This is a genomic window from Micromonospora sp. NPDC093243 (assembly GCF_044753725.1).
GTDB lineage: Bacteria > Actinomycetota > Actinomycetes > Mycobacteriales > Micromonosporaceae > Micromonospora.
The window spans coordinates 545,933-559,830 of sequence record NZ_JBIVNT010000002.1 but is presented as its reverse complement, the minus strand read 5'-3'; the positions used below and the strand labels follow the sequence as shown (position 1 = coordinate 559,830).

Here is a 13,898-nt window from a genome sequence, read left to right as displayed (position 1 = left end):
CCGCGCGCCGGCTCGACCGGTCAGGGGTGGCCGTACGGCTCCGCCGGCTCGGCCGCCTCGACCGACCCGGGAGCCCGGCTGACCGACATGGCCTCCACCGCGCTGTCGTCGTAGACGGTCGGCATCTCCTCGACGGACGTCTCGGCCGCCTCGATGAGGGTCTCCGAGTGCGCGCCGCACCCGTGGTCGGCGCTCACCACCCGGCCGTCGTCGGGGGCGTAGAAGTTGCCGCAGGCGCCGAAGGCCTGCCGCATGGCGCCGGCCAGCGGCAGGTAGAAGCCGCAGGTGCCGCAGCGGGCCGAGGCCGGGGCGGCGGCGGAGATCGGGGCGGCGGGACCGTGGTCGCCGTCGTACCAGCGCTGGGCCGCCTCGGAGCGCCCCTCGCGGGAGAGCACCCGGGCCCGACCCAGGCCGAACTCCCAGGCCGTCTCCTCGACCGCCGGGTCGTCGGAGAGCAGGTAGCCGGGGACCAGCCGCTCGTCGTCGGGCGGCGTGGGCAGCAGGTCGCCGGGGCCGAGGTCACCCGGCTTGAGGCGCTCCTGCCAGGGCAGCCAGCCGGGGGCGAGCATCGCGTCGGCGCCGGGCAGCAGGACCGTCTCGCAGACGGTGACCTGGCGGCTGCGCGGTACCCGGGTGACGGTGACCGCCCAGCGCCAGCCGCGGTAGCCGGCGAGCCGACACTCGAAGTAGTGGGTGACGAGTCGGTCGCCCTCGGCCACTGCCTGGAGGTGTTCACCGACATCGTCGGGATCCACCTCGGTGATGGCGGCGCGGGCCACCTCGACGGCGTCAGCGCAGACCTGGTCGAGGCGGGCGGCGCGGGTGGAGGCGGGCCTGGTCACCCGACCATTGTTCCCCATGCTTACGGCGGGGTGACAGGGACTCCCCGGTCACGTTCTGCGCAAGTGGTGCGGCGCACCGGGATCGAATGGGCGAGGATGGTGCACATGCCGCTGTCCTCCCGCCCTGACCGGTCCGTCCTCGGGCGGACCGTCGGCACCGGCATCCGCGCACTCCGGCTGCTGTTCCGCGGCTCGGTCGGCAGCGGGCGCTGGGTGACCCGCCGGGCGGGCCGGGCCCGCGCCAGGGGTGCCGGCGGCGAGGTCGGCATGGTTCGCCTCTTCGACCTGCACGCGGTCTCCTGTGCCGGGGACACTCTGATCGCCATCGGCCTGGCCGGGACGATCTTCTTCAACGTGCCGCTCGGCGAGGCGCGCAGCAAGGTCGCGCTCTACCTGCTGGTGACGATGGTGCCGTTCGCCATGCTCGCGCCGGTGGTCGGGCCGCTGCTCGACCACTTCCGGCACGGCCGCCGCTACGCGCTGGCGGCCACCATGCTCGGCCGGGCGTTCCTGGCCTGGCTGATCTCCGACTACATCCACGGCTTCGGGCTCTATCCGGCGGCGTTCGGGGTGCTGGCGCTCTCCCGGGCGTACGGGGTGGCCCGCTCGGCCGCGGTACCGCGGCTGCTTCCGGAGGGGCTGGGCCTCTCTCAGGTCGGCGCGAGGGCGAGCGTCTACGGCACCGTGGCCGGCGCGCTGGTCGCCCCGATCGGGCTGGCCGCGTTCTGGTTCGGACCGCAGTGGCCGCTCCGGGTCGCCTCGGTGATCTTCCTGGTCGGCATGGTCATCGCGCTGCGGCTACCACCGAAGGCCGACTCGGAACCGCCGGAACGGGTGCCGCGTGCGCTGCGGGCGCTCGGCCGGCGCTCCGGTGACCGTCCACTGGGCCGGGGCCGACCGGCGGGCCGCTTGGTGATCGCCACCCTGATCGGCTCGGCCACGCTGCGCGCGATCTACGGCTTCCTGCTGCTCTTCCTCGCCTTTGCCATCAAGAAGGGCGACCTGACCACGGTCGTGTTCGGCCGGGAGCTGAGCGACGAGGCCGCGCTGGGGCTGGTCGGCGGCGCGCTGGCGGTGGGTACCTTCCTCGCCACCGCGGTCGGCACCCGGCTGCGGATCCACCGGCCCACCGCGATCCAGTCCAGCAGCATGGTCATCGTCGCCGGTGTGGCGGTGCTCGCCGTGCTGAAGTTCTCGCTGCCAATGGTGGCGCTGTTCTGCCTGGTCACCGCGATGCTGAGCGGGGTGGCCAAGCTGGCCGTCGACGCCTCGATCCAGGAGCGGATCCCGGAGCGCCTGCGGGCCAGTTCCTTCGCCCACTCCGAGACGGTGCTGATGCTCGCGTTCGTTCTCGGTGGCGGGCTCGGGCTGGTCCCGTTCGACGGTCGGACGGGCATCGCGGTCGCCGCCGGGGTCGGTGTGCTCGCCGCCATCCGGGGCGTGCTGGTCGCCAGCCGGCTGCGTGGTCAGCGCCTGGCCGGCCGGCCGCTCGGCGACGACGAGCTGGCCGAGGAGCCCGCCGACGAGCCGGACGGCACGGCGACGAAGGCCGACGACCCGAGCCCGACCTCACCGGCCCCGGCGGCGAACGGCGCCGCGGGCTACGAGCCCGGGCTCGCCCCGCCCGGCTACCACATCTACCGCCCGTCCTCGGCCGTCGGCGGGCCGGGCGGCAGCGACGAGGAGAACCGGCGGGAACCGCACGGACCGCTCTCGTGAGCGCCCTGCTGGTGGTCACGGCGGTGCCGGCCGAGGCGGACGCGGTCCGGGCCGGCCTCGCCGATCCCACGGTGACGGTTGCCCCGGTCGGGGTGGGACCGGCGGTCGCGGGTGCGGCCACCGCCCGGCTGCTGGCGCTGGCCGAGGCGGCCGGCCGGCCCTACCGCGCGGTGGTCAGCGCCGGGGTGGCCGGCGGCTTCACCGCTCGGGTCGCGGTGGGTGGCACCGTGCTGGGCACCGCGAGCATCGCCGCGGACCTCGGCGCCGAGTCCCCGGAGGGTTTCATCCCGATCGACGCGCTCGGCATGCCGCCGGCGCTGCTGGGCGGCGGCAGCACCGTCACCGCCGATCCGGAGCTGCTGGCCGCGCTCCGTGCCGCGCTGCCGGCGGCCACCGTCGGGCCGGTGCTCACGGTCACCACGGTGACCGGCACCGCCGCCAGCGCCGAGGCGTTGAGCCGGCGTCACCCGGACGCCGTGGCCGAGGCCATGGAGGGGTACGGGGTGGCGGTGGCCGCCGCCCAGGCCGGGCTGCCCTTCGCCGAGCTGCGCACCATCTCCAACCCGATCGGCCCCCGCGACCGCGACGCCTGGCGCCTACGCGAGGCCCTCGTCGCCCTGACCGAGGCCGCCCCCGCCCTCGGCTGACCCCGGCCGTTCCCGGCCCGCCCCGGTGTCGGGTCCCTCCTCGGGGTCACGCCGGTCCAACCGCAACGCCTCGGGCCGGCTCGCCTCCAGCTGGAATCCGCAGGCCAGCAGGAACCTGACGTCGCCGAACTGGGCGAAGGCTCGTGCCGTCCGGATCCCAGCCCGCCCCATCTCCTCGGAGAGCCGCGCTACCAGCCGCCGTCCAATCCCCAGCAGCCGCAGCTCGGGGGCCACGACCACACCGTCCAGGATCATCTCGCGCTGGTCGCCCAGGTCGTCACCGAGGAGCAGATCCTCGCTCCGTTCGTGCGCCCGCAGCTCACCGACCACCGCGTCGCCAGGCAGTTCGGCGAGAAAGCACCACGAACTCTCCGGCAGCTCATCGGTCACCCGACGCACCCGCACCTGGCGTCGGACCCGTTCCCGCCAGCGGCGCTCGTCACGACGCCGCCGGTCACGGTCGTAGGTGACCTCCGGAACCCGCAGCGGCCACCGCTCGGGCGGAAGCGTGTACCAGTGCGCCCACCAGGCACCCGGCCAGTCGGTCAGCCTCCGCACCTCGCGGACGTCCAGGTGCGGCGGGTAGCGGCGACCGCCCTCGTCCCGCCGTCCCTCATGGGGCACACCGGGCACCGCGCTCAGCGGCGCGTGGGTCGGGCCCCCGATCGCCAACTCGCCACCCGCCGCGCGAATCAGTCGCTCCACGGTCCGAAACCCAGGCTCGGAACCCTGGCCCGTCTCGATCCGGGCCAGAGTGCTTCTGGGCACCCCCGCGCGTTCTGCCAGCTCGCGCTGGCTCAGATCGGCCTGTCGTCGCAGCGCCCGAAGCGTCACCGCCACGTCGACAAGACCACCAATCTCCGTCACGGCCCCATGGTCTACAGGCCGCGCAGCCAACTTCAATACCCCCGCCACGCCTGTGGAAAACCTGTGGACAACCGCTCGCGGTAGCCCGGTGACAACCCACCGCGAGAGTCCCCCGACGACCATCCGATGTGGTCTACGCGAGCTGTCGAACTGCTCCAGATATGAACCGCGGCCCACCGCCGGCCTCCGACGGACCCCACCCCCTCGACCCCCCACCCCCGCCAGCGCTACCGCCGCCACCCGTCGGTCACCAACCGCCGACGGTCACCGACCAGCAATGACCAACCACCGACGGCCGCCGCCGCCACCAACGCCCGACCACCGACCACCGACCACCGACCACCGACGAACCCAACCACCGACCACCGACACCGACACCGACACCGACGATCACCGACACCGACGATCACCGACACCGACGATCACCGACACCGACGATCACCGACCACCGACCACCGACCAACGCCCGACGAGCGACCCCCACCAACGCCGCCCAACCAACGCCGCGCAACCAACAACGCCCGCCACCGACCGCCGACCACCACCGACGCTCACCAACGCCGCTCGACCGACAACGCTCGACTGCCACCCGACCACCGACCCCACCGCCACGGCCACGGCCACGGCCACCGCCGCCGACCACCACCACCACGGCCACCGCCACCGCCGCCCACCAACGCCGCCCGACCGACAACGCCCGAAAACGCCGCCGACCACCGACCACCACCACGGCCACGGCCACGGCCACCGCCGACCACCACCACCGACGCCCGCCGACGCCGCCCGACCGACAACGCCCGACCGCCGCCGAGGACCGGCCACCGAGCACCTGCGGCGACGACCAGTGGCCGATGACGAACACCGACCACAACCACCGACGAGGGCGGCCGATGTGGCGGGGGGCCTTCGGCACGGGGATGTTCATATCTGGAGCAGTTCGACAGCGACCGAGGGACAGCCCCGAGCAGCCGAGCCAGACGCCGAGCGGCGGCGTCGAGCACCTGCGCGCCGCGGGTGTCGGGGGGCTCCCGGGGAACGGGGGGTGCCGGGTCACAGTGGCAGGGGCCCGCAGAGGGCCGGCCTGAGGGGGCGGGGCTACGGTGGGGGCGTGGCGCTCTCCCTGGCGATCTCGCCCTGCCCCAACGACACGTTCGTCTTCGACGCCCTGGTGCACGGCCGGGTTTCCGGCGCACCGCCGGTCGAGGTGACCTACGCCGACGTGGACGTGACAAACACCGCTGCCGAGCGCGGGGAGTTCGACCTGGTCAAGGTGAGTTACGCGGCGCTGCCGTGGCTACTGGACAAGTATCACCTGCTGCCGTGCGGCGGGGCGCTCGGTCGCGGCTGCGGGCCGCTGGTGCTCACCCGCGGCGACCGCACCGAACTCTCCGGGGCGACCGTCGCCGTACCCGGTGACCGGACCACCGCGTACCTGCTCTTCCGGCTCTGGGCGGCAGGCCACCCGCCGGCGCGGATCGAGGTGGTGCCGTTCCACGAGATCATGCCCGGCGTGGCCGCCGGCCGCTACGACGCTGGTCTGGTCATCCACGAGGCCCGGTTCACCTACCACCGGCACGGCCTGACCGCCCTGGTCGACCTCGGCGAGTGGTGGGAGGCCGACACCGGGCTGCCCATCCCCCTCGGCGCGATCCTCGCCCGGCGCGGCGTGGTCGACCCGAAGGCCGCCGCCGAGTGGATCCGGGAATCCGTGCGGCAGGCCTGGGCCGACCCGGCCGCCAGCCGTGACTACGTGCTCGCGCACTCCCAGGAGATGGAGCCCGACGTCGTCGACCAGCACATCGGCCTCTACGTCAACGAATTCACCGCCGACCTGGGGGACGCGGGATTCGCCGCCGTGGAGGCGCTGCTCGGCCGAGCCGCCGACGCCGGGCTGGTGCCTCAGACCTCCAGCTCACGCGCCACCGCGTGGACCAGCTGAGCGATTTTCTGCGACGTCTTCCGGTCCGGGAAGCGGCCCCGGCGCAGGTCCGGCTGGACCTTCGCCTCCAGCACCTTGATCATGTCTTCCACCAGGCCGTGCAGCTCCTCCGCCGGCCGGCGGCGCAGCTCGGCCACCGACGGCGGCGCCTCCAACAGCTTGACCCCCATGGCCTGCGCGCCCCGGCGGCTGTCCACCACGCTGAAATCGACCCGCTGACCACCCTTGAGGTCGGTGACACCCGCCGGTAGCGCGCCCTTCGGCAGGAACACGTCGCCACCCTCGTCACTGGTGACGAACCCGTATCCCTTGGTCGCGTCGTACCACTTCACTCGACCCGTAGGCACCTGAGAACCCCTGCTTCGCTTGAGACGTCTACTGCCCCAAGGCTAGCTGGATCATGCCGTCGAGCGCCGCCGGGAATCCGGTGAGATCGTCCAGCACCACCTCGGCACCGGCCTCGCGCAGCTCCTCGGCCGAGCACGGGCCGGTCGTCACCGCGATGCCCGGCACCCCCGCCGCCGCGGCGGCCACCATGTCGGCCACGTGATCCCCGACGTAATGGGTCGCGCCGTGCTGCCGCAGCGCGGTCGCCTTCTCCTCGGCGAAAAGGTCACCAGCCAGCTCGTCCACCACCAGCCCCAGGTGCTCCAGGTGCAGCCGGGCCAGCCGGCCGAGCTTGGAGGTGACCACCAGCACCCGGCCGCCCCGGTCGCGGATCGCCTCGATCGCCTCCCGGGCGCCGGGCAGTGGGACGGTCGGGGTGATCGCGTACGCGGGGTAGAGCTCCCGGTAGAGCCGCACCGCCGACTCGACCTGCTCCGGCGGGAACCACCGGGCGATCTCCGTGCGCAGCGGCGGCCCGAGCCGGGACACCGCCGCGTCCGCGTCCACCGGCACACCGGTCTGCGCGGTGAGCGCCCGGAAGGCGGCGGCGATGCCGGGGCGCGAGTCGACCAACGTCATGTCGAGGTCGAACCCGACCGTCAGAGGGAGCATGCGAAGAACCTACCGGCCCCACCCAGCCAGCCGGACGTCCGAGGGGCGGGACCACCCCGGACCGGGCTAGCGTGGAACGACGATGACCACCTCACTCGCCGACCACCTGCGGTCGCTGCCCGACGAGTCGCTGGCCGCCCTCCTCCAGCTGCGGCCGGACCTCGTCGTACCCGTGCCGTCCGACATCTCCGCCCTCGCCATCCGGGCGCAGTCCCGGGTCTCGGTGGCCCGGGCGCTGGACGGGCTGGACCAGTTCACCCTTCTGATCCTCGACGCCGCCCGGCTGACCGGCGACCCGACGGACGGCACCACCTCGACCGAAGCCGTGCTCGCGATGGCGGCGGCCGGTCCCCGGCCACCCGAGCCGGCCGCCGTCCGCCGCGCGGTCAACCGACTGGGGGCACTCTTCCTGCTGTACGGCCCGGAGAGCGCCCTCACCGTGGTGCCGAGCGTCGACGAGGTGGCGCCGTACCCTGCGGGGCTCGGCCGACCGGCCGCGGAGCTGGACCCACGCACGGCCGCGCTCTGCGCGGACCCGGCGAAGCTGCGCCGGACCCTGCTCGCCGCGCCGCCCTCCGCCCGGGCGATCCTGGACCGACTCGCGGCCGGACCGCCGGTGGGCAGCGTGCCACCGGGCGCGTTGCAGGCGCCGCCGCTCGGGGCGGAGGACGCGCTGCCGCCGGACCCGACCAACGGCGGCGCGCCGACCGGGTCGCCGGTGCGCTGGCTGGTGGACAACCGGCTGCTGGTCTCGATCTCCACTGGCCGGGCGGGGGTGGGCGGCACGGTGGAGCTGCCTCGGGAGATCGGGCTGCTGCTGCGCCGGGACAGCGGACCGCTCGGCCCGCTGCGGACCAGCCCACCGCCGGTCGCCGCCACGCCGAGAGAGCCGAAGGCCGTCGACTCGGCCGGCGCCGGCCAGACCATGGAGGTGGTACGCCACACCGAGGCGCTGCTGGAGCAGCTCGCCGCCGAGCCGGCCCCGGTGCTCCGCTCCGGCGGCATCGGGGTACGCGACCTGCGCCGGCTGGCCCGCGCCGCCGGGCTGGACGAGCCGAACGCCGCCCTGCTGCTCGAGGTGGCGTACGCGGCCGGGCTGACCGGTGAACTCGAGCTGCCCGGCGCCACCACCACCCGCTACGGGGCCGATCAGCAGGTGCTGCCGACGGGCGGCTACGAGGTGTGGCGGGCCGCCTCACTGGCCCAGCGCTGGGAGCAACTGGCCCGCGCCTGGCTGACCATGACCCGGCAGGTGGGGCTGATCGGCCAGCGCGACGACCGGGATCGGCCGATCACTGTGCACTCCGCCGAGGCGGAGCGGGCCGGCGCGCCGGCCGCCCGGCGGGCGGTGCTCGGCGTCCTCGCCGACCTGGAGCCGGCGACCGCCCCCACGCCCGACGAGGTGCTGGAGCTGCTCGACTGGCGGGCACCCCGGCGCAGCCGGGGCCGGGAGAACGCGCACCGGGAGGTGCTCGCCGAGGCCGCTCAGCTCGGCGTCACCGGGCTGGGGGCGCTGACCTCGTACGGGCGGCTACTGCTGGCCGACACGGACGAGCACGGCGCGGACGACCCACTCGGGGTGCGCGCCGAGGCCGACAGCGAGGAGCCGTCGACCGCGGTACGGGCGCTGGACGCGCTGCTGCCCGCCCCGGTCGACCACTTCCTGGTGCAGGCCGACCTGACCGTGGTGGTGCCCGGCCCGCCGGACCCGACGCTCGCCGGCGAGCTGGACGCGGTGGCCGAGCAGGAGTCGGCGGGCGGTGCCAGCGTCTACCGGGTGAGCCCGGCGAGCGTGCGCCGGGCGCTGGACGCCGGCTACACCGCGGACGACCTGCACGCGGTCTTCCGTCGGCGCTCCCGCACCCCGATACCGCAGTCGCTCACCTACCTGGTGGACGACGTGGCCCGCAAGCACGGGGGGCTGCGCGGCGGCGCCGCCGGGGCGTACCTGCGCAGCGACGACGAGGCGCTGCTCAGCGAGGTCTTCGCCGACCGGCGGCTGGAGTCGCTGGCCATGCGTCGGCTGGCGCCCACCGTGCTGATCACCCCGTACCAGGTGGGGCGGCTGCTCGGCGCGCTGCGCGACGCCGGTTACGCCCCGGTGCCCGAGGACGCCAGCGGCGCGGCGGTGCTCTCCCGCCCGAAGACCCGACGGGCACCCGCCCGGGTGTCGGTGGCCACTCGGACCCTCGACCCGCTGGTCGCGCCGAAGCTGCCGATGCCGCGGCTGCTCGGGGTGGTGGAGCAGATCCGGCGAGGGGACGCCGCGGCCCGGGCGGCCCGGCGGGCCCCGGCGGTGGTGCGCGGCGGCGTCCGGGGGGTCACCGGCCCGACGCCGACGCACAGCCACACCGACGCCCTCGCGGTGCTGCAGCAGGCGGTACGGGACAAGGCGCTGGTCTGGGTCGGCTACGTCGACGCGCACGGGGCGACCGCGTCCCGGCTGGTCAAGCCGGTCTCGATCGGCGCCGGCTACCTGCGGGCCGAGGACGAGCGGACGGAGATGCTGCACACCTTCGCGTTGCACCGGATCACCGCGGCGGTGCTCGCCGACTGACCCGGACGTGCTGCGGTCGACCCGGTACGACCGAGGTCGGCCGGTCAGCGGCGGCTGCGGCGGACCGTGCCGACGACCGAGATCACCAGCAACAGCGCGGAGCCGGCGCCGGCCGTCTCGCCGACGGAGTTGACGAAGCCCTGCCGGAGCACCAGCCAGCCGAAGAGGAACCAGCCGAGGAGCACCACGCCGGCGACCGCGTACGCGACCAGGGTGGCGGTGGAGACCTCGCCGGCCGGCGCCCGGTCGTGTTCGGGGACCACGTCACGATCGACCGTCATCTTCCGCCCCTCCCCGCCGGTGCGACGCCAGACGTCCAGCGTGGCACCGGCGGGGCGGAAGTGACAGGGGATAAATCCCGGATTCGGGCGGCTCAGGTGCCGGGGCGTCGCCCGATCAGAACGACCCGACTGCCGACCTTGCCCAGCTCCCAGTAGCGGACCGCGTCGCGGTGCAGCAGGTTGACGCAGCCGTGCGAGCCGATCGACTTGTTGTGCAGGTAGGTGGTGGTCTCGTGGAAGCCCATGCCCTGGGTGAAGTGCTGCCAGTAGGGCAGCCAGACCTCGTACGGGTTGGACCACTCCTTGATGTTGCGGTAGTTGATCGTGAAGGTGCCGGCCGGCGTCCGGTAGCCGGACATCCCCGTCCGGGTCACCGTGGGCTTCACGAGCACCTTGCCGTTGCGCATCACCCAGGTGGTCTGCCGGGTCAGGTCGATGCAGAACGTGGTGCCCGAGCCGGCCCGGCACCGGCTGGTGTCGGTGGTGGCGAGCCGCTTCGCCACGTCGTACGTCGTCGGGCCGGCGCGACCGGCGGCCGGACGGATGTCGTACCGCTGCTGGAACTTCTTGATCGCGGCGCAGTCGGCGGCGGACTGCCGGCCGTCGACGGTCACCGCGCCGAACCCGCCCAGCTGGGCCAGGTAGGTCTCCACCGCGCGCTGCTGCTCGCCCTGCGGGCAGCCGGCCGGGGTGGTGCTGGTCGCCGGCTTCGGGGCGGTGCGGGTCGGCGACGGCCTGGGCTTCGGCGGGGTCGTTCGGGACGCGGTCGGCTTCGGCGCCGTCGTCGCGGGCTGGTCACGCTGGTCGGTACCGGGCGCTGCGCTCGCCCCCGATGTCTGTTCCGCCGCCCCGGCCGGGGCGGCTCCCCCGCCACCACTCCCGCCGGTCGACGGGTCGAGCGCGCACGCGCCGGCGCCGACCAGCGTGACCACCACCAGGGCGACCAGCCGGGAAGTGAGTCGAACGCGCTTCATGAGCCCTCCCTGCAGAACCGTCCCCTTCGTAGACGTTTATAAGTGCCAGACCGGTTGCATCGGGTGAGCATCTTTCTTCGGGCCTCCCGCCGCGTGCAACACTGGATGGTCGGCCTGCGGCCGGTCACTCGCCGTAGCGGGTAACCGACTGGCGGCAACCCCGAGGAGAGGACGCTGGCGTGAGCGGTGGACCACTGATCGTGCAGTCGGACAAGACCCTGCTGCTGGAGATCGACCACCCCGACGCGCAGGCCTGCCGGATGGCCATCGCGCCCTTCGCGGAGCTGGAGCGCTCTCCGGAGCACGTGCACACCTACCGGCTGACCCCGCTCGGGCTCTGGAACGCCCGGGCCGCGGGGCACGACGCCGAGAGCGTCGTCGACGCGCTGATCAAGTTCTCCCGCTACCCGGTCCCGCACGCGTTGCTGGTGGACGTGGCCGAGACGATGGACCGGTACGGCCGGCTCCAGCTCGCCAACGACCCGGTGCACGGGCTGGTGCTGCGAGCGTTCGACCGGGTGGTGCTGGTCGAGGTCGCCAAGAGCAAGAAGCTCGCCGGCATGCTCGGCGCGCGGATCGACGACGACACCATCGCGGTGCACCCGTCCGAGCGGGGCCGACTCAAGCAGGCGCTGCTCAAGCTCGGCTGGCCGGCCGAGGACCTGGCCGGCTACGTGGACGGCGAGGCGCACCCGATCGAGCTGGCCGAGGCCGGCAAGGACGGCCGCAAGCCGTGGACGCTGCGGTCGTACCAGCGGGAGGCGGTGGAGACGTTCTGGGCCGGCGGGTCGGGCGTGGTGGTGCTCCCCTGCGGCGCCGGCAAGACGCTGGTCGGCGCGGCCGCGATGGCCGAGGCCAAGGCGACCACGCTGATCCTGGTCACCAACACGGTGGCCGGCCGGCAGTGGAAGCGGGAACTGGTCGCGCGCACCTCGCTGACCGAGGAGGAGATCGGCGAGTACTCGGGCGAGCGCAAGGAAATCCGTCCGGTCACCATCGCCACGTACCAGGTGCTCACCTCGCGGCGCGGCGGCGCCTTCACCCACCTGGACCTCTTCGGCGCCCGCGACTGGGGCCTGGTCATCTACGACGAGGTGCACCTGCTGCCCGCGCCGATCTTCCGGTTCACCGCGGACCTGCAGGCCCGCCGCCGGCTCGGCCTCACCGCGACCCTGGTCCGCGAGGACGGCCGGGAGGGCGACGTGTTCAGCCTGATCGGCCCCAAGCGGTACGACGCGCCGTGGAAGGACATCGAGTCGCAGGGCTGGATCGCCCCGGCCGAGTGCACCGAGGTCCGGGTCACCCTGACCGACGCGGAGCGGATGGCGTACGCGACGGCCGAGGCCGAGGAGCGCTACCGGATGGCGGCGACCGCCCGGACGAAGCTGCCCGTGGTGAAGGCGCTGGTCGACCGGCACAAGGACGACCAGGTACTGGTGATCGGCGCGTACATCGACCAGTTGCACCAGCTCGGCGAGTACCTGGATGCGCCGATCGTGCAGGGCTCGACCACCAACAAGGAGCGGGAGCGGCTGTTCGACGCGTTCCGCTCAGGGGACCTGCGCACGCTGGTCATCTCGAAGGTCGGCAACTTCTCCATCGACCTGCCCGAGGCCGCGGTGGCGATCCAGGTGTCGGGGACGTTCGGGTCGCGGCAGGAGGAGGCGCAGCGGCTGGGCCGGGTGCTCCGCCCGAAGGCCGACGGGCGGCAGGCGCACTTCTACACGGTCGTGTCCCGGGACACGATCGACACGGAGTACGCGGCGCACCGGCAGCGGTTCCTGGCCGAGCAGGGGTACGCGTACACCATCGTGGACGCCGACGACGTCCTCGGCCCGAAGCTCCCGACCGTCGACTAGCGCTACGCGAGCCTGGGCCTGGAACGGGTTGACGGGCCGCTGAGCGCGGCCCGTCAACCCGGCAGTGCCTGTTTACTTGCCGCCACCGGCTCGGAACGCGACCCAGGCGTCGCTCATCCGGTCCGCCTGTCCCGCGGTGAACATGTTCATGCAGGAGTCCTGCGTGTAGTCCATGAAGTTGTGGATCGGGTCAAGCCCGGGCGCGGTGCAGGTGTCCGCGCCCACCGGGCAGTCGAACTGCGGCGCCGCCTCCCGCGGAGTGTCCGCGACGAAGTCGCCGGAAGCGGAGCAGCCGTGCGCGAAGGTGTGCTCCAGCATCAGCCAGTGCCCGACCTCGTGCGTCAGCGTGTCGCCCAGGGCGTACTTGCCCGCCGTTCCGCCCGGCATGGACTCGTCGAGCATCACCACGCCGTCGATGTAGTCCCGGCCGTTGTTGTAACCCTTCGGGAAGTACGCCCAGCCGAGGAGCCCGCCGCCGATGTTGGCCGCGTACACGTTCAGGGTGCGGGCGTCGCCGGTGTACAGCGCCTGCTTCATGTTCCGCTCGTTCTTGCCCGGCACGACGGTGTACCAGTCGCTGTTCACCGTCCACGTGGTGTCGACGAGCGAGAACCGGAACGGCGTGTCGGAGGCGTTCGCCGCCGTACGGCCCGCGAACGAGTCGTTGAGCACCGTCATCTGCGCCGCGATCAGGGTGTTCCACCTGGTCGTCTCCGCCGCGCTGAGCGGGTGGTCGGAGACCATGTGGAAGATCGTGGGCACGGTGACGCTGCCGTTGGGCAGGCGCGGCGAATCCTTGATCACGCCGTAGGCGTTCGCCTCGTTCTTGGAGTACAGCTCCGGCTCTTTCGCGGTGGCGCCCTCGGCGACCCGCGCCACGCTGTGCTCGTCGGCACCCGGCTCACACGCCTCGACACCCGGGGAGACGGTCAGGTGTGCTGCCGCCACCGCGCCGTAGGCGCCACCGGACGCCAGCAACGTCGCGGCGGTGGCGGTGAGGACTGCCAGTCGGTAGATAGGTCTCCTGTGCATCGGTGCACCTTTCAGGGAATGGAAGCGGTGCGGAATCGACGCGGGGTTGCCATGACCAGGGCCAATGACGTCGTCTGCCCGGTATAAGACCACGTCGGTGGCGTCGACAAAAGACCTGCTGACAGCACTGATTTCGATGTAACGAAGCGGGGCCGAGGAGCGCTGTTGGCAAGGCGCCCGGA

Annotated in this window: 12 protein-coding genes; 5 read left to right on the top strand and 7 right to left on the bottom strand. The window is 73.4% G+C overall.

The window, feature by feature from the left end:
- Window positions 1-20 precede the first annotated feature (20 nt).
- Entirely contained in the window at window positions 21-860 is an 840-nt protein-coding gene (locus ACIP9D_RS07380) for a DUF3027 domain-containing protein (RefSeq protein ID WP_350867889.1), read from the bottom strand.
- A gap of 87 nt (window positions 861-947) precedes the next feature.
- Between ACIP9D_RS07380 and ACIP9D_RS07375 the strand changes: the two genes are divergently transcribed.
- Window positions 948-2,561: an MFS transporter gene (locus ACIP9D_RS07375; RefSeq protein WP_350867891.1), complete on the top strand. Its 1,614-nt coding sequence runs from the start codon at window positions 948-950 to the stop codon at window positions 2,559-2,561.
- The gene (locus ACIP9D_RS07370) at window positions 2,558-3,208 is read left to right on the top strand and encodes a futalosine hydrolase (protein ID WP_350867892.1); all 651 of its coding nucleotides are present in this window, start codon (window positions 2,558-2,560) and stop codon (window positions 3,206-3,208) included. The genes ACIP9D_RS07375 and ACIP9D_RS07370 overlap by 4 nt, the downstream gene beginning before the upstream one ends.
- On the opposite strand, the gene ACIP9D_RS07365 is transcribed toward ACIP9D_RS07370, so the two are convergent.
- Window positions 3,158-4,198, bottom strand: a complete 1,041-nt coding sequence (locus ACIP9D_RS07365; RefSeq protein WP_400449506.1) for a GNAT family N-acetyltransferase — start codon at window positions 4,196-4,198, stop codon at window positions 3,158-3,160. The two genes, ACIP9D_RS07370 and ACIP9D_RS07365, sit on opposite strands and share 51 nt — an antisense overlap.
- A gap of 985 nt (window positions 4,199-5,183) precedes the next feature.
- Here ACIP9D_RS07365 and ACIP9D_RS07360 point away from each other — a divergent pair.
- Window positions 5,184-6,014 carry a 1,4-dihydroxy-6-naphthoate synthase gene (locus tag ACIP9D_RS07360; RefSeq protein WP_350867896.1) on the top strand — a complete coding sequence of 277 codons (831 nt, stop codon included), beginning with the start codon at window positions 5,184-5,186 and terminating at the stop codon, window positions 6,012-6,014.
- Here ACIP9D_RS07360 and ACIP9D_RS07355 read toward each other — a convergent pair.
- Window positions 5,975-6,361, bottom strand: coding sequence for a cold shock domain-containing protein (locus ACIP9D_RS07355; RefSeq protein ID WP_350867898.1), 387 nt, complete (start codon window positions 6,359-6,361; stop codon window positions 5,975-5,977). The genes ACIP9D_RS07360 and ACIP9D_RS07355 overlap by 40 nt on opposite strands.
- Window positions 6,362-6,389: 28 nt before the next feature.
- On the bottom strand, window positions 6,390-7,013 hold the full coding sequence (locus ACIP9D_RS07350) for an HAD hydrolase-like protein (protein ID WP_350867899.1): 624 nt from the start codon (window positions 7,011-7,013) through the stop codon (window positions 6,390-6,392).
- An 82-nt stretch (window positions 7,014-7,095) separates the two neighbouring features.
- Here ACIP9D_RS07350 and ACIP9D_RS07345 point away from each other — a divergent pair, with 82 nt between their 5' ends.
- Window positions 7,096-9,570, top strand: coding sequence for a helicase-associated domain-containing protein (locus tag ACIP9D_RS07345; protein ID WP_350867901.1), 2,475 nt, complete (start codon window positions 7,096-7,098; stop codon window positions 9,568-9,570).
- 44 nt (window positions 9,571-9,614) lie between these two features.
- On the opposite strand, the gene ACIP9D_RS07340 is transcribed toward ACIP9D_RS07345, so the two are convergent.
- Window positions 9,615-9,851 carry a hypothetical protein gene (locus tag ACIP9D_RS07340; protein ID WP_350867903.1) on the bottom strand — a complete coding sequence of 79 codons (237 nt, stop codon included), beginning with the start codon at window positions 9,849-9,851 and terminating at the stop codon, window positions 9,615-9,617.
- 92 nt (window positions 9,852-9,943) lie between these two features.
- Window positions 9,944-10,825: a L,D-transpeptidase family protein gene (locus ACIP9D_RS07335; protein WP_350867905.1), complete on the bottom strand. Its 882-nt coding sequence runs from the start codon at window positions 10,823-10,825 to the stop codon at window positions 9,944-9,946.
- Between the two features lie 179 nt (window positions 10,826-11,004).
- Here ACIP9D_RS07335 and ACIP9D_RS07330 point away from each other — a divergent pair, with 179 nt between their 5' ends.
- Window positions 11,005-12,684: a DNA repair helicase XPB gene (locus tag ACIP9D_RS07330; RefSeq protein WP_350867906.1), complete on the top strand. Its 1,680-nt coding sequence runs from the start codon at window positions 11,005-11,007 to the stop codon at window positions 12,682-12,684.
- Window positions 12,685-12,756: 72 nt separating this feature from the next.
- Here the strand turns inward: ACIP9D_RS07330 and ACIP9D_RS07325 are convergent, their stop codons facing one another.
- Complete coding sequence (locus ACIP9D_RS07325; protein ID WP_350867908.1) at window positions 12,757-13,716, bottom strand: zinc metalloprotease; 960 nt, start codon at window positions 13,714-13,716, stop codon at window positions 12,757-12,759.
- Window positions 13,717-13,898: the final 182 nt, after the last annotated feature.